The sequence below is a fragment of the Arthrobacter silviterrae genome (genome assembly GCF_011045165.1).
Lineage (GTDB): Bacteria > Actinomycetota > Actinomycetes > Actinomycetales > Micrococcaceae > Specibacter > Specibacter silviterrae.
This window is the reverse complement of sequence record NZ_JAAKZI010000001.1, coordinates 272,175-298,301: the sequence shown is the minus strand read 5'-3', so window position 1 is coordinate 298,301 and position 26,127 is coordinate 272,175. Positions and strand designations below refer to the sequence as shown.

The window sequence follows — 26,127 nt, the reverse complement described above, 5'->3', positions numbered from 1 at the left end:
GATAAACTAATCCAGGTTTTTCCGCCCCCTGTGCCCCGCAAGAGCGTGATTGCAATGAAACATGACTGAAAGAGGAAGCACACCATGTCCATGACGCCGGAACAAGCCACCTGGTTCGCCGGAACCTTTGAGAAGCTGGTTGCCAACGTTGGCCAGGCCGTCCTGGGCAAGTCCCATGTCATCAGCCTGACGCTTTCCGCCATGCTGGCCGAGGGGCACGTCCTGTTCGAGGACGCGCCGGGCACGGGCAAGACCATGCTGGCCCGGGCCCTGTCGGCCACCGTGAAGGGGACGCATTCGCGCATCCAGTTCACCCCGGACCTGCTGCCCTCCGACGTCACAGGTGTCACCATCTACGATCAAAAAACGCAGGTCTTTGAGTTTCACAAGGGCCCCATCTTTGCCACGATCGTGCTGGCCGATGAGATCAACCGCGCCTCACCCAAAACGCAGTCGGCCCTCCTGGAGGTCATGGAGGAGTCCCGTGTGACGGTGGATGGCACCACCTATGAAACGGGGCGCCCGTTCATGGTGCTGGCCACCCAGAACCCCATCGAGCAGGCGGGCACGTACCGTCTGCCCGAAGCCCAGCTGGACCGCTTCCTCATCAAGACCTCCATCGGCTACCCGGACCACGCCTCCACGGTGCAGCTGCTTTCCGGCTCCAGCCAGCGGGACAGGACCTCCACCCTGCAGGCCATCATCACGCCGCAGGCCGTGGCCGAGATGGCGGACCTCGCAGCCACCACCCACACGGATGCCGCCGTGCTGGAATACGTCTCCCGCCTGTGCGAAGAGACACGCAACGCGCCGGAAACCCGCCTGGGAGTTTCCGTCCGCGGAGCCATCGCCATGGTGCGCATGGCCAAGGTGTGGGCCGCCGCGAAGGGCCGCAACTATGTGCTTCCGGACGACATCAAGGAGCTGGCCCCCTACGTGTGGACCCACCGCTTTGTCATGGACCCCGAAGCCGAATTTGCCGGTTCCACCCCGGAGGTGGTGCTGCGCCGCGTGCTGGCCGAAGTTGCCGCACCCCAGCAGCGCGCCGGCGTCTAAGTCCACACCCGCGCACCCGCGCAGCATAAGGAACACTCATGAGCATTAAATCCACCGCAGGGAAGGCCGGGGCATTGCTGGCCCGGCCGTTCCACCGCGACGGCGCCCCCACGCGCCTCCACCCCACGTCCCTGTGGGCGGAGGCCGTGAAAGTGGCCGGGCTGTACCTGGCGCCCGTGTGGGGAAAGGTCCGACAATGGCTGGACCGCTATGTGCGCCCTGTACTTGGCACCGTCAGCGGGCTGGGCGCGGTGGTGATTGGCGCCGTCGTGCTTCTCTGGATCCTCGGTGCCGCCTTTGGCTGGCAGGAAGCGAAAGTGGCCGCCCTGCTGGCCACCGTGCTGATATTGATTGCCATCGCCTTCATCCTGGGACGGTCCATGTACGCGGTCAAGCTGGACCTGGCCCGCACGCGCGTGGCGGTCGGGGACAACGCCGTGGGCAGCATTGCCGTGACGAACAATGCTCCCCGCACGGTGCTGCCGTCCGCATTGGAACTGCCCGTGGGACGAGCCACGGCCCTGTTCCACCTGCCCCGCATGAAGGCGGGGGACACCCATGAGGACTTGTTCACCATCCCCACCACCCGCCGTGCCGTGATCACGGTGGGGCCGGTGCGTTCCGTCCGTTCCGACCCCCTCCAGCTGCTGCGCCGACAGGTGCTCTGGACCGAACCGACTGACCTGTTTGTCCATCCGAGGACCACGGCACTGGACGGTCCAGCGGCCGGCTTCCTGAAGGACCTGGAGGGGCTTCCCACCACGGAGCTCTCCAGCGCCGACGTATCCTTCCACGCCCTGCGCGACTATGTGCCGGGCGACGACCGCCGGCACATCCACTGGAAGACCACCGCCCGCACCGGCAAGCTGATGGTGCGCCAATTCGAGGAAACGCGCCGGGCCCACATGGCCGTGGCCCTGTCAGTCAACACGGACGAATACGAACGCGACGACGACTTTGAATTGGCCATTTCCGCCGCAGCGTCCCTGGGCCGGCAGGCCATCAAGGAGGCGCGGGAGCTCAGCGTGGTCACGCAGCGCGGCCCCATCCGCTGCGAAACCGGCAAGAACATGCTGGATGACATGACCAGGCTGGCCGGCCACAACCGGCGCGGCACGGCCGTGGACCTGGCCCGCACGCTGTCCGACACCGTGCCCAACGCCTCCGTGGTGTTTCTGGTGGTGGGCTCCAGGGTCACCCCGTCCCAGCTGCGCAGCGCGGCGGCCTCAGTCCCGCCGGGCGTGCGGTGCTTTGCCGTGCGCTGCTATTCCGGGGCGCAATCCGCCCGGGCCAACATTGCCGACCTCACTGTCCTCACCCTGGGTGAGTTGACGGACTTGGCTGCAGTCCTCCGAAAGGCAGTGGCATGAGCGGGCGCAGGAGCGCGGCGGCCGGGACGCAGCGCACAGGCACGCAGCAGGCTGGAACCCCGCAGGCCGGGACCCCGCAGGCCGGGACTAGGCCGCCCGGAACCCGGTGGCCGCTTGCGGGCGGACGCCCGCTCTGGCATGTCGGGCTTGACGCCGCAGTGCTGGCCATTCTCCTGGGCGTTGGCCTGCTGGGCTTCGGCCCCACCTTCGGCCAAGACGGCAGGTACCTCATTGCCGGCTTTGGCGGGATTCTGCTGGGCCTGCTGGTGGCTGCAGCCGGGGCGCGGTGGCGCCTGGGCCTGCTCACCATGGCCGGCCTGTCCTTTGTGGCCTACATGCTGTTCGGCAGCGCACTGGCCGCCCCGGGGGAGGCAGCCCTTGGCGTGTTCCCGAGCCTGGCGTCCCTGCGCGGCCTCCTTTTGGGCATCATGCTGTCCTGGAAGCAGCTGCTGACGCTGGCCGCCCCCGTGGGCACCAGCGTGGACGTGCTGGTGGTGCCGTACCTGGCGTCCTTCATTGCCGCCGTCGTGGCAGGCTCCCTCGCGTGGCGGCTGCGCCGCGCCTACTGGGCGGTCATTCCGGTGCTGGCCCTCTTTGTCACCGCCATCATCTTCGGCACCGCACAGCTGTTCCTGCCCGAGCTGCGGGGCTCCCTGCTGGCCGTGGGCGCCATCGCCTGGCTGGCCTACCGCCGGGAAATGGAACGCCGCGAATCGGCCGGCGCCATCTCCGCAAACCAGCCCGTGCAGGACAGGGCTGCGGCCCGCACGTCCCTCTTGCGCCGCATCGGCACGGCTGCCGGCGTCGTCCTCGTCGCGGGGGCCGTGACCATGGCCGCGGCCCCGGCCCTGACCACCAGCGCCACCCGCAGCGTGCTGCGGGATTCGGTCATTCCGCCGCCGGACCTGCACAATTTGCCGTCCCCGCTGACCAAGTTCCGTGACTACGTCAAGAATGAGAAGGACACCGTCCTGTTCACGGTGGACGGCCTGCCCAAAAACGGGCGCGTGCGCATTGCCGCCATGGACAGCTACGACGGCGTTGTCTTCAACGTGGACCCCAACAGCTCGGCCTCGTTTTCCCCCATTGGGGATCCCAAGGCGCTGAACCCGGGCTCGGGAGGTGCCGGGACCGCCGTCGGCGTTTCCGTTGACGGCTACTCCGGCGTGTGGATTCCCAGCATGGCCACGGAGCAGAGCCTGAGCTATTCGACGCCGGGCGGTCCCACGCCCACGCTGTACCTGAACAAGGACTCCAACAGTGCCCTGAACCTGGCCGGCGTGGCCAAGGGCGATTCCTACACCATGGACGTCCAGGTGCCGCAAGTCGATGCCAACAAGCTGGCCTCCGCGGACTTTGGCTCCGTGGCCCTGCCCAAGCTGGAAAACGTGCCCCAGGTGGTGACCACCAAGGCCAACGACATTGTGGGCGAGGCCGGCACGCCGCTGAAGAAGGTGCAGGCCCTGGAAGGCGCCCTGCAGCGTGAAGGCAAGTTCAGCAACGGGCTGGAGGGCCAGGTGCCCAGCATGTCCGGGCACAGTGCAGCGCGCATCACCAAGCTGCTCTCGGGCAAGGAAATGGTGGGCGACGACGAACAATACGCCACCGCCATGGCCCTGATGGCACGCCAGCTGGGCATCCCGGCCCGCGTGGTCATGGGCTTTTACCTGGACGAAAAGGACCCCGCCAACGGAGCTTCCAAAGTGCAACTCAAGGGTTCCGACGTCCACGCCTGGGTTGAAGTGAACTTCGCCGGGATCGGCTGGGTGCCGTTCAACCCCACGCCCGACAAGGACCACATCCCCAATCCGCCGGAGCCGCAAAACGCGTCCAAGCCCAAGCCGCAGGTGCTCCAGCCGCCGCCCCCGCCGCAGGAGCCGGCGGACCTGCCGCCGGACACTGCCCCGGATGCGCTGAACACGGACGGGAAGAAGAACAACCCCGCCGGCATTTTGGGGGCCATTTTGCTCATTGCCGGGGTGGCGGCCATCCCCGTGGTGGTCATTGCGCTGCCGCTGCTGCTGATCTTGCTGCTCAAGGGCCGGCGCCGGAAGAGACGCCAGGGCGAAGGACTGCCCGCGCAGCGCGTGGGCGGAGGCTGGTCCGAGGTGGTCAGCATGGCCACGGACCTCGGCACCACCATGGAACGCAATGGCACGCGCCGCGAGACCGCCATGGCGCTCAACGGGGCATTCCCGGAGAACCGGGCCGGCACCGAGGTGCTGGCCGCCCGGGCCGATGCCGCCATCTTCGGGCCGGGCCAGCCCAGCGAGGAAGAGGTGGAGCAGTACTGGCAACATGTGGACGCTTCTGTGAAGGGCATGAACGGGTCGGTAGGATTCTGGAAACGGCAGCGGGCCAAGTTCTCGGTGCGGTCGCTGCTGGTTGATGCACGGGCCAAGGCCGCCCGCGCATCGACAGCCAAGGCCGGGCAGGCAACATCGGGCCAGGGACCGGCCGCCGGGGGACCGGTGACTGGCGGGTCTGTGTCCGGCGGGGCTGGGCGCGGCGGCAGGCCCGGGTTGTGGTCGGGACTGGCCGGCAAGCTGGGGAACTTTAGGAAAGGTGAACGGTAGATGGCGCGCAAAACGGGGGAAACCTGCCGCAACTGCGGGGCTGAGCTGGCTCCGGGTGCGGCGTTCTGCACGCTGTGCGGGACAGCGGTGACCAACAGGGCGGCCTCCCCGGGCCCGTCCGAGGTGCCCCTGGGCGGCCACGGCGCCTGCATCAACCCCGACGGCGGACAGGGCCCGTTTGCTGCCCCGCCCACCCCGCCGGCCACCATCATTGCCGCACCCGGGCACCGCGCCGGAGTGACGGCCCCGGTGGCGGGTCCGTCGATACCCGGCATCATCCCCGTGGGCGGACAGCAAGCTGGCCAACAGGGCGATCAGCCGGGCGGCCTGGCAGGAGGGCCGCTCGTGGCGCCGCAGCGGCACGGCAGCGATGCCCGGCTGGAAATGGGCACGGCACTGGTGCCCGGTGGCGCCGGCCGCCGCCTTGTGGCGAAGCTCATCGACGGCGTGGTGCCTGGGATCCTGCTCGCCGTGGGCTTTGGCGTGGGCACCTCGCTGGCCATATCCGGAGCCACGGAAACGGCCGGGCAGCTGCAAATCAACCTGACCTGGCTGCTGGTCCTGGGCGGGGCGGCATGGCTGCTGTCCCTGGCCTACGGCGTGTGGTTGTGGATCTGGGAGGCCCGGTCCGGCAAGACCCCCGGCAACGTCATGATGGGTCTGCGCACCACCAGCATGGATGGCAGGCCGGCCGGATTGCTGGCCATTTTCCTGCGCTACGTCATCATTGCCCTTGGCTCCATCGTGCCCACCCTTGGCACCATCCTGGTCATCATCTCCAACGCCTGGGACTCCAACGACAAGCGGCAGGGCTGGCACGACAAGGTGGCACACACACTCGTGTTTAATGTTGCCGCCGGCCGCGATCCCCTGGAAACCGGCGGCGTTGCAGGGCGCACGTCGTTTGCACCCGCGCCTGTCACGGGCATTTCCCCCGTGCAGTCACCCATCCCGGCAGCACGTCCGCACGCTCCCGAAACGCCGAACACCTATGGCCAGCCGTCCGGGTTCGCACCCGTTGAAGCCGCGCCCGGGCCCATCACCTCGGTGCCGGGTGCCAGCCGGCCTGCCGAAGCAGCGAACTCCTTTGCCCCGCCGCCGGCGGCGTCTACAGTTCCGGCGGCGGCCACAAGTCTGGCGTCGTTCGCCCCGTCGCCAGCGGCCCAAGCCGGCCCGGCGTTCGCAGCTCCCGCCCAGTACAACCCTGTCCAGCACAACCCGGCCCAGTACAACCCGGTCGCGCCCGGCCTGGCGCCCGGGGATGACGATCTGGGCGAGACCAGGGTGCGCCCCTCCTCGCCCGCCCCGGCGCCCAGCACGGCGATCCGCCTGACCTTCGACGACGGCCGCAGCGAGGACATCGCCACCGTGGCCCTCATCGGCCGCAATCCTGCCGGTTACGATGGGGAGATGATAGAACGCCTCGTTTCCGTCCACGATTCCAGCCGCTCGGTGTCCAAGACGCACCTGCATGTGCGGGCCAGCGCGGAGGGCCTGTGGGTCACGGACAGAAACTCCACGAACGGCAGCGCCATCACCAACCGCGCGGGGCAAAAGTCCCGCCTGGCCGGCGGCACGCCCGCCCTGGCGGAAGTGGGCGCGCGCGTGCACTTTGGCGACCGTTCCTTCGTGGTGGGCCAGGCATGAGCCCTGGTGCGGGCGAGGCAGCCCATGTTGCGCCACGTGAGCAGGACGGCGCCGCAGCCGACAGCGGTGACAGCGGTGACAGCGGCGTCCGGGGGGTGCGCCTGAGCTTTGGCTTTGGCTCGGACCGCGGGCTCAGGCGCGAGCTCAATGAGGATTCCTTCCTGGCCGCGGACCCCATCTTTGCGGTGGCGGACGGCATGGGCGGGCATGAGGCCGGCGAGGTGGCGAGCCGGGAATGCATTAGCGTCCTAAGTCAGCAACAGGTCCTTTCGGACGGCTCCCGCGTGGCCACCGCCGTCGACCTTCAACAGGCCCTGCGCCAGGCAGACGCCCGGATCCGCGAGATTTCCAATGCCCGCGCCGGCACCACTGTCACGGGTGTAACGCTGGTGGAGGAACGCGGAGTACCGTACTGGCTGGTGTTCAATGTGGGCGATTCACGCACCTACCGGCTGAGCCAGGGCACCTTTGCCCAGGTCAGCGTGGACCATTCGGAAGTCCAGGAGCTGGTGGACGGCGGCTACATCACCCCGGGCCAGGCGCTGGTCCACCCTCGCCGCCATGTGGTGACCCGGGCCCTGGGAACCGGCAGCGACACGGAGGCCGACTTTTGGCTGGTTCCCGTCGAGGAGGGCGACAGGATCCTGGTGTGCTCGGACGGGCTGACCAATGAGGTCACGGACGAACAAATCCACCGGGCCCTGAGCACCCTCAACCACCCGCAGGACGCCGTGGATTCGCTCATCCAGTCGGCCCTGCGCGCCGGCGGACGGGACAATGTGACAGTGGTGGTGGTTGACGCCAGCAACGTTGACGGGGGCGACGCCGGGGCCACGCTGGAGAATTCCTCCACTGTTTCCGCCGCGGAAGACACCCTTCCGCGCATGCCCCGCGTGGACGTGGCGCCGAACGTGGCGCCGGACGCGGGGCCGGACGCCGCGGCAGCCACGGACGAACCATCGCAGCTCACCCCCAGCAATCATCCGGCAGGCCTTGCGGACGGCCCGGAACCATCCTCGGATGAGGGAAATTATGGAGACGATCACCATGGATAGCACCACGTACCGCCCCGGATCCTGGCTTGGAATTGTGCGCTCCAACGCCGTCGTCGTCCTTGATGGCAGCACCGCGCCGGAAACCGTCAACGCGCTCTGGGAGTTTCTGGGCCGGCAGGAGCCCACCATCGAGGGCGTGCTCAATGCCGTGACCGGCCACTTTGGCACCGCGCTGATGGGCATGCCGCCCTTTGCCATCATGGTCCAGTCCGACCGCCTGCACGCCATACTCCGCGGCGGCGTGACCCTGGTGGTGCGCAACGGCGCCTCCGAGACGACGGTGTCCGGGCGCGAGGTGACCACCTGGAGCGAGCGCTCGCTTCCGCTGCCGGAGACCCTGGAGCTGTTCCTGGACGACGGCGACGGAGCGGGCGACGGCGGCGGATCCGGCCAGGACGCTGCCGCGCTGCCCCTCCATGAAGGTGTGGTCCGCCTGCAGCAGCTGGCCCGCGGTGCGCGCGTCTCCAGTGCGGCCTCGTCCAGTGCCGCCCCAACCGGCGGCGCCGCATCCGCAGGGGACGGGTTCGACGCCGAACACGGCGACACTGTTCTCAGCCCTGTCGTGTCCCCGGCCGAAGCCGCCCCGGGATGGTCCGCGCCTGCGCTGCCCGGCGCGGTGCCCGGCGCGGTGCCCGAGTCGCCGGTACACCCGCCTGCGGGGCTCCAGCCTGTCGTCTTTGAAGCTGGAGCTTCTGAAGCTGGCGCTGTTGAAGCGGACGCTGCGGAAGCTGGCGCCCTTGAAGACGGGGAGCCGGACCCTGACGGCACAGCGGGTGACCATTTTCCCGGCGAAACAGATGCCGACGGGGAGGACGTCTTTGCCGGCTTCGCGCTGGCTTCAGACGCGGAATGGAACGCCGAGCTTGACGGCCCCGACAGCAGCGAACTCAGCCTGCCCCCGGGCATCGAGCTGCCCTCCGGCCCCGACTCCCATGAACCGGGGGTCGACGAACCCGGCAACGGCGTAGAATCCGGCACCCATGAACCCGGCAGTGCTGAAGCCGGCATCGCTGACTCGGATCTCGCCAACACCATTTTCCCGAGCCTGGACGGTGACACCGACTACGCGGCGCCGGCGTCCGGTGAAGCACGCGCGACAGGCGATGGGGACATTGGGGACGGCACCCATTCAGGGCTGTCTGCCGGGGCTCCGGAAAACGGCGAACTGGTCAATTCCACTCCGGACCATGGCACTCCGGAAAGCGGTGCTGCGGAAAGCAGCACTGCGGACAGCGGCACTGCAGAAAGCGGGGCCGACCAGCACTACGGCGATGAAGCGGACGGCCAGGACGACGGCTTCACCACCGACTACGACCACCTCTTCGGCGAAACCGAAGTGCGGTCAGTGGAGGACGCGGCCATCCGCCTCGACGAAAACGGCCAGGTGATCCCGAAGGAGTCCGGCACTGCTCCAATGTTGCCGCCGCCTCCGGCAATGCCTCCGGCCATTCCCGCACCCGGCATGCCTGCATCCGGCCCCGCTGCAGCCGGCCCGGAAGCCTCTTTGCTGGCAGGCATGCCGGCCAGTTCAGAGGAGCCGAATGCGGGCACCCCCGCACCGGGCCCCTGGGCCGAGCCCACGGGAGTGCTCATTGACTCGGTGCCGTGGGGCCCGGGCCGGCCAGCCGCCGGCAGCCACGCCGGCGGAGAAGACGGCAGCCAGGCCGGTCCTGCCGCCGTCGCCGGTCCCGCCGCCGGTCCCGCCGTCGCCGGTCCCGCAGCAGGCCAGGCCCCCGGAGCCGACGGCGAGGACCCGGACCACGACGGCCAAACCATCATGGTCAACCGCAGCCAGCTGCCCGCGGCCGAGGAACTTGAATCGCGCCCGCCCACCGGCCCCATGGTGCTGGCGCGGCTGTGCCCTTCAGGCCACGCCAACCCACCCACGCGGTCGCTGTGCTCGCACTGCGGGGCCGCCATCAATTCCGAACCGCGCGAGGTGGGCCGCCCCCGCCTGGGCCGGATGCACATCTCCACGGGCGAGATCCTGGACCTGGACCATTCGCTGATCATCGGCCGCCAGCCGTCGGTTTCGCGCGTCATGGGCGCCGGGGTGCCGCGGCTGGTGCAGGTGCAAAGCGCCAGCGGGGACATCTCCCGTTCCCACGTGGAGGTCCGCCTGGATGGCTGGGACGTGCTCCTCATTGACCTGAAGGCCACCAACGGCACCGTCCTGGTCCGGGAGGGCCAGGCGCCCCGACGCCTGGGCCAGGGCGAACAGGCCATCCTGCTCGACGGCGACATCGCGGAGCTGGGCGACGGCGTGTCCCTTCTCTTTGAAGGCCTTTTGTGAGCAGCAAGCGCCCGCCGGCCCCGCCCCCGGAGATACCCGGCTACCGCTTTCTTTCCGTCCTCGGGTCCGGCGGCTTTTCGGACGTGTACCTGTATGAGCAGGACCGCCCGCGCCGCCGGGTGGCGGTCAAGGTGCTGCTTTCGGACTTGAAGACCGACGGCGCCCGCCGCCGCTTTGAGTCTGAAGCCAACCTCATGGCGCAGCTCTCCACGCACCCCTACATTGTCACCATCTACGAGGCAAACATCACGGCGGCCGGGCACTCGTACCTGGCCATGGAATACTGCTCCCGCCCCAGCCTGGACGTCCGCTCCCGGCGCGGTCGCTTCAGTGTGGATGAGGCCCTCAGCGTGGGCATACAGGTGGCCTCCGCCGTGGAAACCGCCCACCGGGCAGGCATCGCCCACCGCGACATCAAGCCCGCCAACATCCTGGTCACGGACTACAACCGCCCGGCGCTGACCGACTTCGGCATTTCCGGCACCATGGATTCCGCCCCCGACGACGACGGCGGCATGTCGGTGCCGTGGTCGCCCCCGGAATCCTTCACCGCCGGCGCCACGGACGGCGTCACGGTGGACATCTGGGCCCTCGGCGCCACCATCTACACGCTGCTGGCCGGCCATTCCCCGTTCGTGGTGCCGGGCGGGGACAACTCCCAGCGCGAGTTGATGGCCCGGATCGGCTCCGCGCCGCTGCCCCGGCTGGGCCGCGCCGACGTGCCCGAGGCCCTGGACCTGGTGCTGGCCACGGCCATGTCCAAGTCCCCGGCGTCGCGGTACCGCTCGGCGAAGGCACTGGCCCGCGCCCTCATGCGCGTGCAGGCGGACCTGAACCTGTCCGTCACCCCCTTCGAGGTCCAGGAAGACATTGTCCAGGAGGAACCCCTGGCGGACGGGGGTTTTGAAGAGACCCGCGTGCGCAGCATCGTCGCGATCGACCCGGACTCGCAGCCCTCCGCCCCGACCTTTCCCTCCGCGTTCCGGACGGGTCCCCACATCGGCCAGCCGGTACAGGATGCGCCGCCGCACATCAACGCCGTGCCGGGCGTGTCCACCAGCACCCGCGGCAGCACATCCGGCCTGACCCAAAACGGTTCCACCCTGCCTGGGCAGCTGTCCCCTCCGCAGTGGGCGGATCCCGTCCGGCCAGCAGCCCAAGGGCAGCCTGAAGGACTGCTGGCATCCACTGTCAGGCGCGGCGGCGGGACGCCGCAGGAGTTGCAGGCGCCGGCGCAGCAGTCCGGGCAGCCGCCGGAACTTGCCCGGGCACCCGGCAAAAAACGCTGGTGGCTGGGACTGGGGGCGGGCGCGGTGCTGGCGGCCGCCGTCGTGGTTGGGATTGTGGTTTTCAATACGGCGGGCGCGCCGAAGCCGGCGGACCCGGAAGCCTCCAGGACGGCGTCGCAGGCTCCCGCGGTGATCGTGGGGCCGGACGTGCCGGCCGTGACGAACCTCAAGGCAACGGCCGGCAACGGCGGCGCCGACTGGAGCTGGAGCAATCCGGACCCGCAGCCGGGCGACTTTTACGTGTGGGCGGCCGTCAGCGCAGTCTCCTCGGGTGAGTTCAAGCCGGTTGCGACGCCGAAGATATTTGTCACCGACAACGCCGGCGGGCAGTCGTGCATTTCGGTGAAGCTGGTGCGCAAGAGTGGCAGCACGTCCCCGGAAACACGAAAGTGCTTCCCCTAGCGGGGCGGGCGGACAACATGCAGGACAAGGAAAAGCAGGGGGATGCAGTGGCGGAACTGGCCGTGGATTTTTGTGGTGAATGGTACGAGCCGTCCCCGGACGGGGTGTTCAGCATTGGGCGCGAGGGGGACCTGGAGATTGACGACAATCCCTACCTGCACCGCAAGTTCCTGGAAATCAGCCGCTATGACGGGATCTGGTGGCTGACGAATGCGGGCACCATGCTGTCGGCGACCATTGCGGATGCCGCAGGGGGCATGCAGGCGTGGATGGCCCCGGGCGCGCGCATTCCACTGGTCTTTGGGCACACGAACGTCATTTTCACGGCAGGGCCCACCACCTATGAGTTCTCCGTGCACCTGAAGACGCCGTCGTTCATGGCGCAGAGCCGGGGGGAGGACTCCGCCGGGTCCACCACCATTGGCCCCGTGGTCTTCACCGATTCGCAAAAGGCGCTGATCGTGGCACTGGCCGAGCCCATGCTGCGCCGCGAAGGGACGGGATTCAGCGCCATACCGTCCTCCGCCCAGGCCGCCAAGCGGCTGGGCTGGGCCCTGACCCGCTTCAACCGCAAGCTGGACAATGTCTGCGACAAGCTGGACCGCGTGGGGGTGGTGGGATTGCGCGGCGGCGGCGGCAAGCTGGCGACCAACCGGCGCGCCCGCCTGGTGGAGCACGCCGTGACATCCCATCTGGTCACCCCGGACGACCTGGCGCTGCTGGACTCCCAGCGCGGAACGGACGATGAATGAGGATTCGGCTCACCCTCCAGCGCACCCCGCATGAGGACAAGAACCTGGCGGTCACGGTGGACGGGCTGGCCACGGTGGGGGACATCGCCACCGAGCTCTACCTTTCCGATCCCTCCCGCAAGGGCGCCGCTGCACCGCCCCAGCTCTCGCTGAAGGTGGAGGAGTCCATGGTGGGCGGCGTGCGCGGGCGCACCCTGCCCCCGGACGGCAACCTGCTTGAATCCGGGCTGCGCCCCGGCGCCACAGTCTCCCTGACCCAGGTCAGCGAATCCTTCCACGTGCCGAACCAGGACAGGGGGCCGGCCGCCGCAACCCTGCGTGTAATGGCCGGCCCCGACATGGGCCGCGAGTTCGCGCTGCCGCTGGGCACCAGCTACATTGGCCGGGACTTTGACGTGGACGTGCGCCTCAGCGACCCCATGATGTCCAAGCGCCACGCCCGCATCACGGTGGGGGAGACGGTGGAGATTGCGGACACGGGCTCCGCCAACGGCATCATGATGGACGGCATCCACATTTCCCGCGCCGTGCTGGGATCCTCGGACGAGGTGACGTTGGGGGAGACGGCCATCTCGGTGGTGGGGCTGGGCCGCGGCGCCCACGCCGGCCCCACCAGCCCCCTGGTCGAGTTCAACCGCTCCCCGCGCGTGGTGCCGAAGTTCGAGATCGAGGAACAGACGGTGCCCGCCGGCCCGCAACGGCCCAAGCGTGAACGGTTCCCGCTCCTGATGATGATGGCGCCGGTGCTGATGGGCGCCGTCATGTTTGCCGTCACCAAGAGCCTGTACAGCATCATCTTCATGGCCATGATGCCGATCATGATGATTGGCAGTTACGTGGACCAGCGCCACCAGCTGAAGAAGGACACGCTGGAAAACATCGCGCATTTTCGGGCGGCCGCCGCGGAGTTCCGCCGCCAAATGACTGCCCGCCAGCAGGTGGAGCGGGCCGTGCGCCTGGCCGAATGCCCCTCCGCCGCCGAAACGGCGGACGCCATTTACAAGCTGGGCCCGCTCATGTGGACCCACCGCCCCGAGCACCAGGCGTTCCTCAGCCTACGCCTGGGCATTGGCCGCCAGCCGTCCCGCACTCCCGTCAAGGCGCCGCAGGACAACAACACGCTGCCGGAATACATGGCCGAGGTGCAGGAGTTGAAAACCGAATTCAGCGACGTGGACGCCGTGCCCGTGGTGGCCCAGCTCCGGCTCAGCGGCGCCCTGGGCGTGGCCGGGCCGCGCGGCGTGGTCGACGACGTGGCCCGCGGCCTGGTGCTCCAGGCCGTGGGGCTGCACTCCCCGGCCGAGCTTGCCGTGGCCGCCATGACGTCCATGGAATCGAAGCAGCGGTGGGATTGGCTTCAGTGGCTGCCCCACGCCGGCTCCGTCCATTCGCCGCTGCCCGGTGACCACCTCGCCGCGGGCACGGGCGCCGCCAGCGTGCTGCTGGCGGCGCTCGAGGACCTGATTGTGACCCGCGGCGCCAGCCTCGAGGCCAATTCCTCGGCCCGCCGCGGCGCGCTTGACCCGCACAAGCTGGAAATCCCGGCACCCCTGGTCCCGGCCATGCTGGTTGTTGTCGAGGACGACGTCAAAGTGGACCGCGCCCGGCTGACCCGCCTGGTGGAGCACGGGGCCGACGTCGGCGTGCATGTGCTGTGGGTGGCCGGTTCCATCGAGGCCCTGCCGGCAGCGTGCCGCGACTTTGTCCACGTGTCCGAGGCAGCCACCACCGGCCAGGTGCGCCTGGGCGGGCTCACGTACCCCGTGAGCTGTGAGAGTGTCTCCGCGGAGCTGGCATCCTCGCTGGCCCGGATGATGGCGCCCGTGGTGGACGTGGGCAAGCCCGTGGACGACGACTCCGACCTGCCGCGCAGCGTGTCCTATGTGGCGCTGGCCGGGCACGAGCTCGTGGAGGGCACCTCCTCCATTGCCGACCGCTGGCTGGAAAACAATTCCGTGGCCTCCCGTGCCGTGAAGAACCGCAAATACCAGGGCTCCCTGCGTGCCCTGGTCGGTTCCAAGGGCGTGGAGCCCATGTACCTGGACCTCAAGACGGAGGGCCCGCACGCGCTGGTGGGCGGCACCACCGGTGCCGGCAAGTCCGAGTTCCTGCAGTCGTGGGTGCTGGGCATGGCCGCCGCGTACAGCCCGGACCGGCTCTCCTTCCTGTTCGTGGACTACAAGGGTGGCGCGGCCTTTGCCGATTGTGTCAAGCTGCCGCACACGGTGGGCCTGGTGACCGACCTGTCCCCGCACCTGGTCCGCCGCGCGCTGACCTCCCTGCGGGCCGAGCTGCACTACCGAGAGCACCTGCTCAACCGCAAGAAGGCCAAGGACCTGCTGGCCATGGAGCGCGAAGCCGACCCCGAGGCGCCGCCGTCGCTGGTCATTGTGGTGGACGAATTTGCCGCCCTGGCCAAGGAAGTGCCGGAATTCGTGGACGGCGTGGTGGATGTTGCCGCCCGCGGGCGGTCCCTGGGCCTGCACCTGATCCTGGCCACGCAGCGCCCCTCCGGCGTCATCAAGGACAACCTGCGCGCCAACACCAACATGCGCATCGCCCTGCGCATGGCTGACGTGGACGATTCCCAGGACATCCTGGGGGAGCCGACGGCGGCATACTTCAGCCCCACCATTCCCGGCCGCGGCGCCGCCAAGACCGGCCCGGGGCGCATCCAGGGCTTCCAGACCGGCTACGCGGGCGGCTGGACCAGCCGCACGCCGCAGCGCCCGCGCATTGACATTGTGGAGATGGACTTCGGTTCCGGTGCGGCTTGGGAGCAGGAACTTGCTCCGGCGCCGGTGGAGGACGTGGCCGGCCCCAACGACATTGCCAGGGTGGTGGCCAATGTGTCGCTGGCCGCCGTCGAACTTGGCGTGAAGCCGCCCCGCAAGCCATGGCTGGGCGAGCTGCCTGACACCTATGACTTCTCCCGGCTGCCCAACCCCCGTACGGATGAGAAGCTGCTGCTGGGCGTCATGGACGATCCCGAACACCAGGCCCAGCCCACGGTGTTTTTTGAACCGGACAAGGACGGCAACATGGCCATCCTGGGGGCCAGCGGCTCGGGCAAGTCGGCGGCGCTGCGAACCATTGCCATTGCCGCAGCCATCACCCCGCGCGGCGGCCCCGTGCAGGTGTACGGCATTGACGCGGCCTCCAACGGGCTGGCCATGCTGGAGGTCCTCCCGCACGTGGGCGGCATCATCAGCTCCGAGGACGGCGAACGCGTGGGGCGGCTGCTGCGCTACGTGCGCGGCATCATCGAGGAGCGCTCGGAATCGTTCGCTGCAGTAAAGGCCGGCACCATCTCCGAGTACCGGCGCCTGGCGGGCAAGCCGGACGAGCCCCGGATCATCATCATGGTGGACGGGCTGGCCACGTTCCGCGAACAGTACGAGTTCCGCGTGGGCATGACCCAGTTTGAAACGCTGCAGCAGATCGCCACGGACGGCCGTCCCATGGGCGTGCACATTGTCATTGCCGGCGACAGCACCAAGTCGCTGCCGGCGTCGTTGGCGGCCTCCGTGCAGCGCCTGCTGGTTTTCCGCATGGCCACGGTGGACGACTACTCCAACCTGGGCCTGCCGCGCGACGTGCTCAGTGCCGCCTCCCCGCCCGGCCGCGGCCTCATCGACAACCGTGAGGTCCAGATGGCCGTCTTCGGGGGCAACGCCAACCTGGCCCTGCAGGCACGCCAGGTGGAGAAGCTGGCCGCCACGCTCCGGCGCCAGGGGGTGGGCCAGGCTCCGCGGGTGGAATCCCTGCCGGAAATGCTGGACCTGAACATCCTGCCGGCGGGGCGCCCCGGCGAGGCCGTCATCGGCGTGGACGACTACAACCTGGAACCGGCCGGGCTGGCCGCCAGCGGCGCGCTCATGCTGACGGGGCCGCCAGGTTCCGGGCGCACCACGGCCCTCGTCACGCTCGCCGAAGCGCTTAAGCGTTCGACGCCGGGCACCCGTCGCGTGTACCTCGGGTCCAGGAAGTCCGCCGTGGCCACCATGCCTGTGTGGGACGAGGCGTTCACCACCAACCATGGCGTGGAGCCGGAATTGCAGCGCCTGATTGACCTGGTGGAATCGGAGGCGCAGGAGGTGGCGCTGTTCATTGAGGGCGTCACCGAATTTGCCGATTCCGAGGTGGAGATGGACCTGGTGAACCTGATCAAGGCGTCAGTGAAGGCGAACCACTTTGTGGTGGGGGAGGCGGAATCGTCCACCTGGTCCAGCGCCTGGAACATCTCCGGGCTGTTCAAGTCCGGGCGGCGCGGGCTGCTGATGAATCCCGGCGATCTGGAGGGAGACACCCTCATGAGCACGCCCCTGGGGCGAATGTACAACAACAAGTTCATCCCCGGGCGCGGCTACATTGTGGGCCGCGGCAAGGTGTTCAAGCTTCAGGTGGCCACCACCATGGACCACGAGCGCTAAGTCACTTTGAACGGGAGCCCCGTTGGCCCCTGGTGATGCGCCACTTGTAAAGTGGAGCACCCTGGCGGGCCAACGGGGCTCCACTTTACGGGGCGTCGCGCACTGCGGCGGCCATTTCCGGGCAGCCGCGCCCCTCCAGCCCGGCCACGATGCCCGGAATGTCAGTTGCGGGCCGGTTTTGGCTCAACTTGGCCTTCGCCTCAATCCGCGTGATGACCAGCTCCAGCCCCACGATGGCCCGCAGCTGTCCGGCCACGAACTTTTCGGGAGCGTCCTCCACGGCCCAGGGCTCTGCAAATCCGGCCTCGTTGGCGTCGGTCAGGGCGCGGACGTGGGCGCCGAGCCAGGCGGCGTCGTCGTGGATGAGAAGCCGGCCGTAAACGTGCGCCGTCGTGTAGTTCCAGGTGGGGACCACGCGCCCGTGCTCGGCCTTGGCGGCGTACCACTGCGGCGAAATGTACGCGTCCGGGCCCTGCACAATGGCCAGTGCTTCGCCCAGCGCGGGCTCGGACCATTGCGGGTTGTTGCGGGCCATGTGTGCCTGCAGCGCGCCGTGTTCCCCCACGGAGGGGTCGAAGTGGAACGGCAGCAAGGTGGCAAGCAGCCCCCGGGAAGTCATCGTGACCAGGTTCGCTGCGGACGGCGCGCTGAGCAGCCTCGCCGTGGCAGCGGGCGTGGCGGCAAAGTGTTGGGGAATGTACATGGAAGTTCCTTTCCTTGTGGTGGATTCAGGGCCGGGCAGGGGGAGCGAGGCGCACCCGGACAGCCGTGCCCGCGCACAGCACCACGGCGGCTCCGCCCAAAACTGTAGTCCAGCTGAGGCTTTCGCCCAGCAGCAGCCACGCCCAGGCCAGGCTGAGGACGGGCTGCACCAGCTGCGTTTGGCTGACCGGCGCCATAGGGCCCAGCGCCAGCCCGCGGTACCAGGCAAAATAGCCCAGGAACATGCTCACCACGCCCAGGTAGGCAAAGGCTGCCCACTGCATTGGCGAGGCCGACGGCGGCTGGCTGGCCATGGTGGCACCGGCCAGCACCGCCATGAGCGGCAAGGCGACAACAAGGGCCCACGAAACGGTTTGCCAGGCACCCAGTTCGCGGGCCAAGAGGCCGCCTTCGGCGTACCCGATGGCCGCGGCCAGCACTGCGCCGAACAGCAGTATGTCGGTCACGCCGATGGTGCCGAGGCCGCCCGACTGGACGACGGCGAAGCCGATGGCGGCCAGGGCGCCGACAGCGGTGGCGGCCCAAAACGCAGCCGAGGGGCGCTCACGCCCGCGCAGCACCGCGGCGGTGGCCGTTGCGGCCGGCAGGAGTGCCACCACCACGGCGCCGTGGCTGGCGGGTGCGGTGGCGAGGGCGAAGGACGTCAGGAGCGGGAAGCCCACCACGATGCCGCCGGCGATGACCGCGAGGCGCAGCCACTGCTTCCCCTGCGGAAGCTGCTGGCGCGTCAACGCCAGGGCCAGCACCGCCAGTGCGCCGGCAACCACGGCCCGGCCGGAGCCGACGAACAGGGGCGACAGGCCGCCGTCGGCCACTCGGGTCAGGGGGACGGTGAAAGAAAAGGCGGCCACGCCCAGCAGGCCCCACCACAGTCCGGCGGGGGAGCGGCGAGGTAGCACATCACGCACCAGAAGAGTAGCGCTATCATTGGTTCTCATGAACAACGATAGCAGTTCCCGGATCGTGGCGCGACTGAAGGAACGGATCGCCCGGTCGTCCCCGGGGTCGCGCCTGCCGTCGAGCCGCTCGCTGGTTGCGGAGTTCCAGGCCAGCCCCGTTACGGTCCAGAAGGCCCTGCAGGCGCTGGCGGTGCAGGGCCTGGTGGAGAGCCGGCCCGGGGTTGGGACGTTTGTGCGGGCGGCGCGGACGGCCCGGCCGTCGGACTATGGCTGGCAGAGCGCCGCCCTGGGCGCCGCCCCCATGCCGCCGCTGGCTGCCTCCGCCACCATGCGCAGCGTCCCCAATGACGCCATTGCCCTGCATTCGGGGTATCCGGACCGCGAGCTGCTGCCGGAACGGCTGGTCCAGGCGGCGCTGGTCCGGGCTGCCCGCAGTGACGAGGCCCTGTCCCGCCCGCCGGTGGCCGGGCTGCCGGAGCTGCAGTCCTGGTTCGCGCGTGAACTCGGGGCTGCGACGCCGTCGGGCATCAATCCGCCGGCGCCCAGTGACGTCATTGTGCTGCCGGGGAGCCAGGGCGGGTTGAGCTCCATTTTCAGTGCCCTGGTGGGACGCGGGCGCCCCCTGCTCATTGAGTCGCCCAGCTATTGGGGTGCCATCCTGGCGGCCAGGAACGCCGGCGTCGAGCTTGTTCCGGTGCCCAGCGGGATGGGCGGCCCGGCACCGGAGGACGTGGAGCGGGCCTTGGAGGAAACCGGTGCGCGGATGTTCTACGCGCAGCCGCATTATGCCAACCCGACGGGCACGCAATGGGCGCCGGGGCGGGGCGCGGAGATCCTGGAGGTGGTGCGCAGGCATGGTGCGTTCCTGGTGGAGGACGACTGGGCGCATGACTTTGGCATTGATTCCACCCCCGTCCCCGTGGCCGGGCAGGACGATTCGGGGCACGTCATTTATGCGCGCTCGCTGACCAAGAGCGTGTCGCCCGCCATCCGCATAGCGGCAGCCATTGCCCGGGGCCCGGCCCGCGAACGGATCCTGGCGGACCGCGGCGCAGAGACGATGTATGTCAGCGGGCTGCTGCAGGCGGCCGCGCTGGACGTGGTCACGCAGCCGGGCTGGCAGACGCACCTGCGCAGCCTGCGCCACCAGCTCCGGGCGCGCCGGGACCTGATGGTGGCCGGCGTGCAGGAGCACGTGCCTCAGGCGCACCTGGAGCAGATTCCCAAGGGCGGGCTGAACCTCTGGCTGCGCCTGCCGGACGGCACCAACCTGGAACGGCTGACGCGGGACTGCGAGGATGCTGGCGTCATCATTGCGGCGGGGACCGATTGGTTCCCGGCCGAGGCAGCGGGGCCGTTCATCCGCCTCAACTACTCGGGCCCCAACCCCGGGGCGTTCCGGGAAGGCGCGCGCCTCCTGGGTGCGGCATTGGAACGGAACGGCCGGTAGCTCCCGGCCCGCCCCGCAATTTAGTGGAAAAGACACCGCGGACAGTCCTTGATAGGCTCAAGTGTCTTTGGGGGTTAGACACTTTTCCTTGCTGCCAAAGACTGGCCGTCGTTCGCCCCCGCCACTCTTTGCGCAAAGGTTTTTCTCATGTCCTACGATCTGTCCGTCTACGCTGCCGGGCCCCTGTCCTTCGACGACTTGGTTCGGCTGGTGCGAGGCACCATCGGGCTCGACGTCGACGGTTCGCCTTCCAGCGATGCCCAATCCTTGATGGTGGTCCGGGGCGCACGCCGGGCTTACTGTTTCACGATTGACGGGCCGTTTGGGGTGGAGGCCGAGGACGTGCCGGAGGACGTGACGGCCTCTGTGATTGGCGCCAAGGCCGTGTACCAGGTGTTGGTGGAGGGCAGCGAAGAAGCCTCGATTCCGCACGCCGTGAAGTTTGCCCGCAAGCTCGCCAAGGCCACCGGCGGCGCCCTGTTGGATGAACAAACCGACGAGGTGTGGCCCAGGGCGAAGGGCAGCCGCGTGGCCCGGCCCCGTGAGGCGGCTCGGCCAACCGAGCTCGTGACAGTCAACTTCTACACACTCATGAGTGAGCTCCCGGAGGATCTGCCCGGCAACTACATTGCCCTGGCCCGGAAGTACCTGCCAGAGGCGCTCCCTACGCGTTTTGGCACCTATGAACCACATCAGGGCAAGCTGGACCGGGACGGGGACCAGGCCTTCACCGATATGTGGTCAGAGAATCCTAGAAGCAGACTTTTCTTCAAGTGCGATTATCCGATTGCTTGGGGAGCGATACCTGGGCCTGAATACCCCAGTTCTGTATGGCATGCAAGCTTATATTTGGACGGGGCTGCGCTTGCCGATCCGGGGTGGCTGGATGGCCTGCGCAGGTTCTTCGTGGCGTTCGCGCTGGAATCCAACAGTTTCTTTGCCTCGGTGGAGGTGTTGCGGAACTATGAGTGGGTGTCCCGGTCCTACGAACGGCTGCCCGGGGCCGAGGAGGAGATCTGGCCGATCCATGTTGGCGAATGGAAGGGATTCGTTCCCTACCCGCAGTCCTGGACATGGTTTGGACCGGAGCAGGCTGGCATCGTGTCCCCGTATCTGACCGGTCGCCGCGAACAGCATGGCGAGTACCTGTTCCATGTCCTGGCGGAGAAGCCCGTCGACCGGGACCAGCTCACAGCACTGCTGCCGGACCCGACCCGGCCCTGGATCCCCAAGGAACTCGCCACGCCCTGCACTCGCTGACGCGCTGCCCGTGACCGAAACTTTCTTGAGTAATTCCGTCCTTTCCGAATCGCCCACCCACCAAAGGTTTTTCTCATGTCCTACGATCTGTCCGTCTATGCTGCGGCGCCATTGTCCTTTGAGGGGTTGCTGGAGTTGTTGCGGGGCACTGCCGGGCTCGCCGTCGAGGGTTCGCCTTCCAGCGATGCCGAATCGTTGATGGTGGTCCGGGGACGACGGCGGGCTTACTGCTTCACTGTTGACGGGCCCTTCGAGGTGGAGTCCGATGACGTCCCCGAGGAGGTTGCAGCTTCGGTGACTGGCGCCAAGGCCGTGTACCAGGTGTTGGTGGAGGGCAGCGAGGAGGCCTCGATTCCGCACGCCGTGAAGTTTGCCCGGAAGCTCGCCAAGGCCACCGACGGGGCCATGTTGGATGAACAAACCGGGTATGTCTGGCCCAAGCCGAAGCCAAATCGAGTGTTGGTTCCGGCGGAGGAACGCAGGACGGATATGGTTGCGGTTCGTTTCTACATGCTCAATGAGGACAGGCCGGCGGACCTTCCGGAACTCTACATCCGGACGGCGCGGGAGTTCTTTCCGGCCATGCTTCCAGCCAACTTCAACGACAAGGGATTCCTGAACGCATGTGCCAACGCCGATACTTACGGCGTTTTGGTGAAAGGCGGGTACCCGCTTGGGGCTGTTTCCTACAATCCGTTGGACAGTAAGAATCGAGTTTCCTATATTTCTTTTGAATTCGACAAGGCCGGGCTGACCGACCCCGCCGTGCGCCAGTCCTTGAAGGCCTTTTTCATTGAATTTGCCCAGGCCACCCGAAGCTTTCATGCAAGTGCCGAGGTGCGACGGGGATTCATCTGGAAATCAGGCACCTACTACGGAACCGGTGACTCCGAACGATCCCAGCATCCCAACAATCCCGGCAAGTGGGCCGGCCTTCATGCCCATCCGCAGTGGTGGGCCTGGTTTGGCCCCGAGTACGCGGATTTGGTGTCACCGTACCTGATTGGCAATCGTGAGCGCTTCGGTGAGTGCTTGTTCCATTCCTGGGCTGAGGAGCCCCTGAATCGGGACGAAATCTCGGCCGTGCTTCCCGACCCTTCCCGGCCCTGGCTGCCTACTGTCTTTACTTTCGGCGCCGACGAAGACGACATCATTAATAGTTACGCCAAAATTATTCCGGCACGCCTCCAATAACGGCCGGAACGTCGGGAGCGTGGACCTGGATCATCATTGCTTCCTAATGTGCCTTCCTTCCCGTACGGCGTCTGTCGCTTGCCCAGTATCCACATGGTGCTGAGTTCTTCCTACCTCCCCGCATTGCCCACCCACCAAAGGTTTTTCTCATGTCCTATGACCTGTCCGTCTATGCTCCGGCGCCATTGTCCTTTGAGGGGTTGCTCGCGCTGGTGCGGAGCGCTGCCGGGCTCGACGTCGACGGTTCGCCTTCCAGCGATGCCCAGTCGTTGACGGTGGTCCGGGGCGCACGCCGTGCGTACTGCTTCACGATTGACGGCCCGTTCAGGGTGGAACCGGAGGACGTGCCGGAAGAGGTTACGGCGTCGGTGATTGGCGCCAAGGCCCTGTACCAGGTGTTGGTTGAGGGCAGCGAGGAACCCTCGATTCCCCACGCCGTGAAGTTTGCCCGGAAGCTTGCCAAGGCCACCGGCGGCGCCCTGTTGGATGAACAAACCGACGAGGTGTGGCCCAAGGGCAACCGCGTCGCACGGCCCCGTGAGGCGGCGCGGCCCACCGAGCTCGTGACCGTAAACTTCTATACACTCACGGCCGAGCTGCCGGAGGATCTGCCCCGCAACTATCTGGCGTTGGCGCGCAAGTACCTGCCCGAGGCGCTCCCTACGCGTTTTGGCACCTATGAACCACATCAGGGCAAACTGGACCGGGATGGGGACCAGGCATTCACTGATATGTGGCTGGAAAATCCCAACAGTATTCTGTTCTTCAAGTGCGAGTACCCTATAGCGAGAGGATCAATGAATGGTCCACAGCGAAATAGATCTGTCGGGCGCACAAGCCTGCACCTGGATAATGCGGCGCTTGCCGATCCGGGGTGGCTGGATGGCCTGCGACGGTTCTTCGTGGCGTTCGCGCTGGAATCCAAAAGCTTCTTTGCCTCAGTCGAGGTGCTGAGGAACTATGAATGGGGATCCCGGTCCTACGAACAGCGGCCCGGGGCCGAGGACGAGATCTGGCCGATCCACATTGGCGAATGGAAGGGATTCGTTCCCTACCCGCAGTCCTGGACCTGGTTCGGACCGGAGCAGATCAAGATCGTGTCCCCGTACCTGACCGGTCGCCGAGAGCAGCATGGCGACCACCTCCTCCATGTCCTGGCAGAGAAGCCCATCGACCGGGACCAGCTCGCTGGGCTGCTGCCGGACCCGACCCGGCCCTGGATCCCCCAGGAACTCGCCACCCCGTACGGGCCCTGACAGGCCGTAACCCCACCAGATCCCCGGGGTCACGTCCGCCCAATTTCATTCACCACCCAGATCAAATAAGTCATCACTGATGAGCAAGGAAACAACCACCCCATGGCACTTTTCCGCAGGAAACCCAAGGACCCCGACGCGACATTCCCGCAGCTGACCCGGCAGCAGGGGGAAACGATGCGTCGCATCTGTGTCGAGACGCTGACCGGCATGGGCCACGCCGTCGAACTCGCCGAGGACCACGTCGCGCTCTCCGACGGCCGCATGTTCGGCCTGGAAACCATTGCCCGGACAATGCCCAAGGCACCCGAGCGGGAATGGAAAGACATGATCGAGGACTACTTCGCCCGGATGACCGCCAAGACCGGCCGCTCCATCCTTGACCAAATGCCCGCCGAAGAGCTGCTGGCCAGGACCACGGCCAAGATCATCGACCCGACCCTGATCACCGAGGAGGACGGCGACCGGCACTACAAGTACACCCAATGGGTGGGCCTGCTTCCCCTCGTCATGGCCTATGACGGGGAAGAAACCGTCAACTACCTGCGGGACGACCACGTTGAGCGCGTCGGCGAAGACCTGGCCTGGAGGACGGCCTATGCCAACCTGCTCGCCGAAGGAACCGGCACGCCCCAGCAGGCCACCGGCACCGACGGCGCCTCGTTCCTGGGCATCATGGGCGAGTCACTCTTCCAGTCCACCTGGCTGGCCTACCCGGCCGACCTCCTCCAGGCCCTGGAACTGACGGCCGGGCCCAAGGGGATCCTGATGTCCGTCCCCGCCGCGACGGCGCTGAACCTGCACGTCATCAACGACGACACCAGCGTGAAGGACCTGTTCTTCATGACCCAGGTGACCCGGGCGCAGTACGACGACATGCCCCACAGCCTCAGTCCTCACCTCTACTGGTGGAACGGCGGCCCGGTCCAGCCCATCACCGAGGTCTTCGAAGGCGACCTCGCCATGACACTCCCCGACGAACTCGAATACCTCCTCAGCAAATAGCGGCTGCGGCCCCGGCCGCTCAAAGCCCAGGCGCGTGGCGACGGGCCGCATTGAACAGCCTCGGGTACGCCCAGAGCGACATCTGCCGAGCAATCGGGAAAACCGGGAGGCGCCCTGGGCTATCTGGAATAGGACGACGACGGCGGGGAACGACGCTTTGCCAATACATTGCTGAGGATCCATGGCTCACATTGTGGCGCGGGCGTACAAAGTAACCAGTCTGGTGGGTTTGTACATCTGAGAGTAGTGTTGAAGCATGACTGAGATTTCCAGCACCATGAGCGTTGCCGAGCTGCGCGCCGGCTTATCTGATGCAATCAGCCGAGCCACTTTCGGCCACGAACGCATCGGCATCACCCGTCGCGGCAAGGTTGCGGCCGTCCTCATTGGCCCGGAGGACCTGGAAATGCTCGAAAGACTGGAGGACCGAGAGGACCTGGCAGCCCTCCGCCGTGCCCGGGTGGAAGACGACGGCGAAAGAATCAGCCTGGACGAGGTGCTGGCTGCGAACGGCATCACCCGTTGAGCCGATACACCGTCAACTTCACCCGAGCCGCCGTCAAGGAGCTCAACAAGCTCGACAAACCGCTCCGACAACGCATCCTCGCCGCAATCACCCTGCTGGAAGAGAACCCGAGACCGGACGGGGTGAAGAAACTCGCCGGAGACGACAACGCCTGGCGGATCCGCATCGGGGATTACCGGGTGCTGTATGAGATCCACGACGGCCAGTTACTGGTTGTGATCTTCCGTGCAGCACACCGGCGCGAGGTCTACAGGAGCCACTGAAACAACCAGGAACGTCCCTGGACTTGCCCGCCGCGGCAAGGGATGTGCAACACCTGCTCAAGGGAAGAATCGCTTCGCGGCACTGGACCCGCAAAAATTGCCGCCCCGTCACGACACCACGGTCCGGGCGAAGCGGACAGTTTTGCCGCCGTCGTTGATGTAGGCGTAGGGCTGGGAACTGGCGTACATCGCGTGCTCGCCTGCGCTGAGCTGGAGGGAGCTGCCCTCGAAGTCGATGCGCAGCCGGCCCTCGATGACAAGGATCATTTCGTGCCAGCCCGCGGGATCCGGTTCGGCGTCGTAGCGGTCGCCCGGGCCAAGCGCCCACGTCCAGAGCTGGGCTTCGTGGGACGCCGGCGTCGAGCTCAGCAGCGTCGCGACGCTGTCCGGAGCCCGCCCCCGCCAGGCAACTTCATTGATTGCCGCGGCGGGCGCCGTGGGTGATGCGACGAGCAAGGCGAAGGTGGTCCCGAGCGCGTCGGCGAGGCGGTCCAGCCCGGACAGGCTGATGTTTGCCTCGCCCGCCTCAAGGTTGATGATGGTGCGGCGGCTGATGCCGGAGCGTTCGGCCAGCGTTGACTGGCTCAGGCCGGCGTCGCGGCGGAAGCGCCGGAGGTTGCTCCCGACATGTCCCAGGACGGTGGCGGCAGGGTTGTCTTGCATGTGCACTATTCTGCA

General features: G+C 67.5%; 19 protein-coding genes. 16 read left to right on the top strand and 3 right to left on the bottom strand.

Annotation, left to right across the window (positions count from 1 at the left end; all coding sequences use genetic code 11):
- The first annotated feature begins 84 nt into the window (after positions 1 to 84).
- Genes G6N77_RS01400 through G6N77_RS01360 form a run of 9 tightly spaced genes read left to right on the top strand, consistent with a single transcriptional unit; the run spans position 85 to position 16,873 of the window.
- Positions 85 to 1,056 (top strand): AAA family ATPase, encoded by a 972-nt coding sequence (locus tag G6N77_RS01400; protein ID WP_165180193.1) that lies wholly within the window; start codon positions 85 to 87, stop codon positions 1,054 to 1,056.
- Between the two features lie 38 nt (positions 1,057 to 1,094).
- Entirely contained in the window at positions 1,095 to 2,426 is a 1,332-nt protein-coding gene (locus G6N77_RS01395) for a DUF58 domain-containing protein (RefSeq protein ID WP_165180192.1), read from the top strand.
- On the top strand, positions 2,423 to 5,002 hold the full coding sequence (locus tag G6N77_RS01390; RefSeq protein ID WP_205677872.1) for a transglutaminase-like domain-containing protein: 2,580 nt from the start codon (positions 2,423 to 2,425) through the stop codon (positions 5,000 to 5,002). Before G6N77_RS01395 ends, G6N77_RS01390 begins: the two co-directional genes overlap by 4 nt.
- Positions 5,003 to 6,649, top strand: a complete 1,647-nt coding sequence (locus G6N77_RS01385; RefSeq protein ID WP_165180191.1) for an RDD family protein — start codon at positions 5,003 to 5,005, stop codon at positions 6,647 to 6,649.
- Positions 6,646 to 7,704: a PP2C family protein-serine/threonine phosphatase gene (locus tag G6N77_RS01380; protein ID WP_165180190.1), complete on the top strand. Its 1,059-nt coding sequence runs from the start codon at positions 6,646 to 6,648 to the stop codon at positions 7,702 to 7,704. Before G6N77_RS01385 ends, G6N77_RS01380 begins: the two co-directional genes overlap by 4 nt.
- A complete protein-coding gene (locus G6N77_RS20255; RefSeq protein ID WP_165180189.1) occupies positions 7,697 to 9,997 on the top strand; it encodes an FHA domain-containing protein in 2,301 nt (766 codons plus the stop codon). Before G6N77_RS01380 ends, G6N77_RS20255 begins: the two co-directional genes overlap by 8 nt.
- The gene (locus G6N77_RS01370) at positions 9,994 to 11,688 is read left to right on the top strand and encodes a serine/threonine-protein kinase (RefSeq protein ID WP_165180188.1); all 1,695 of its coding nucleotides are present in this window, start codon (positions 9,994 to 9,996) and stop codon (positions 11,686 to 11,688) included. Before G6N77_RS20255 ends, G6N77_RS01370 begins: the two co-directional genes overlap by 4 nt.
- A gap of 47 nt (positions 11,689 to 11,735) precedes the next feature.
- The gene (locus G6N77_RS01365) at positions 11,736 to 12,440 is read left to right on the top strand and encodes an FHA domain-containing protein (protein WP_165180234.1); all 705 of its coding nucleotides are present in this window, start codon (positions 11,736 to 11,738) and stop codon (positions 12,438 to 12,440) included.
- On the top strand, positions 12,437 to 16,873 hold the full coding sequence (locus G6N77_RS01360; RefSeq protein ID WP_165180187.1) for an FtsK/SpoIIIE domain-containing protein: 4,437 nt from the start codon (positions 12,437 to 12,439) through the stop codon (positions 16,871 to 16,873). The genes G6N77_RS01365 and G6N77_RS01360 overlap by 4 nt, the downstream gene beginning before the upstream one ends.
- An 85-nt stretch (positions 16,874 to 16,958) precedes the next feature.
- Here the strand turns inward: G6N77_RS01360 and G6N77_RS01355 are convergent, their stop codons facing one another.
- Both G6N77_RS01355 and G6N77_RS01350 read right to left on the bottom strand, forming a co-directional pair.
- Positions 16,959 to 17,576: an FMN-binding negative transcriptional regulator gene (locus tag G6N77_RS01355; RefSeq protein ID WP_165180186.1), complete on the bottom strand. Its 618-nt coding sequence runs from the start codon at positions 17,574 to 17,576 to the stop codon at positions 16,959 to 16,961.
- Between the two features lie 25 nt (positions 17,577 to 17,601).
- Complete coding sequence (locus tag G6N77_RS01350; RefSeq protein WP_165180185.1) at positions 17,602 to 18,534, bottom strand: DMT family transporter; 933 nt, start codon at positions 18,532 to 18,534, stop codon at positions 17,602 to 17,604.
- Between G6N77_RS01350 and G6N77_RS01345 the strand changes: the two genes are divergently transcribed.
- From G6N77_RS01345 to G6N77_RS01315, 7 genes are all read left to right on the top strand, one after another.
- A complete protein-coding gene (locus G6N77_RS01345) occupies positions 18,533 to 19,945 on the top strand; it encodes an aminotransferase-like domain-containing protein (RefSeq protein ID WP_165180184.1) in 1,413 nt (470 codons plus the stop codon). The two genes, G6N77_RS01350 and G6N77_RS01345, sit on opposite strands and share 2 nt — an antisense overlap.
- Before the next feature lie 147 nt (positions 19,946 to 20,092).
- Entirely contained in the window at positions 20,093 to 21,205 is a 1,113-nt protein-coding gene (locus G6N77_RS01340) for a hypothetical protein (RefSeq protein WP_165180183.1), read from the top strand.
- A gap of 75 nt (positions 21,206 to 21,280) precedes the next feature.
- A complete protein-coding gene (locus G6N77_RS01335; protein ID WP_165180182.1) occupies positions 21,281 to 22,399 on the top strand; it encodes a hypothetical protein in 1,119 nt (372 codons plus the stop codon).
- 149 nt (positions 22,400 to 22,548) lie between these two features.
- Positions 22,549 to 23,655: a hypothetical protein gene (locus tag G6N77_RS01330; RefSeq protein ID WP_165180181.1), complete on the top strand. Its 1,107-nt coding sequence runs from the start codon at positions 22,549 to 22,551 to the stop codon at positions 23,653 to 23,655.
- 102 nt (positions 23,656 to 23,757) lie between these two features.
- On the top strand, positions 23,758 to 24,660 hold the full coding sequence (locus G6N77_RS01325; RefSeq protein ID WP_165180180.1) for a hypothetical protein: 903 nt from the start codon (positions 23,758 to 23,760) through the stop codon (positions 24,658 to 24,660).
- 256 nt (positions 24,661 to 24,916) lie between these two features.
- A complete protein-coding gene (locus G6N77_RS01320; protein WP_165180179.1) occupies positions 24,917 to 25,186 on the top strand; it encodes a type II toxin-antitoxin system Phd/YefM family antitoxin in 270 nt (89 codons plus the stop codon).
- Positions 25,183 to 25,449: a type II toxin-antitoxin system RelE family toxin gene (locus G6N77_RS01315; RefSeq protein WP_165180178.1), complete on the top strand. Its 267-nt coding sequence runs from the start codon at positions 25,183 to 25,185 to the stop codon at positions 25,447 to 25,449. The genes G6N77_RS01320 and G6N77_RS01315 overlap by 4 nt, the downstream gene beginning before the upstream one ends.
- Positions 25,450 to 25,557: 108 nt before the next feature.
- Here the strand turns inward: G6N77_RS01315 and G6N77_RS01310 are convergent, their stop codons facing one another.
- Positions 25,558 to 26,112 (bottom strand): helix-turn-helix domain-containing protein, encoded by a 555-nt coding sequence (locus G6N77_RS01310; protein ID WP_165180177.1) that lies wholly within the window; start codon positions 26,110 to 26,112, stop codon positions 25,558 to 25,560.
- Between the last annotated feature and the right edge of the window lie 15 nt (positions 26,113 to 26,127).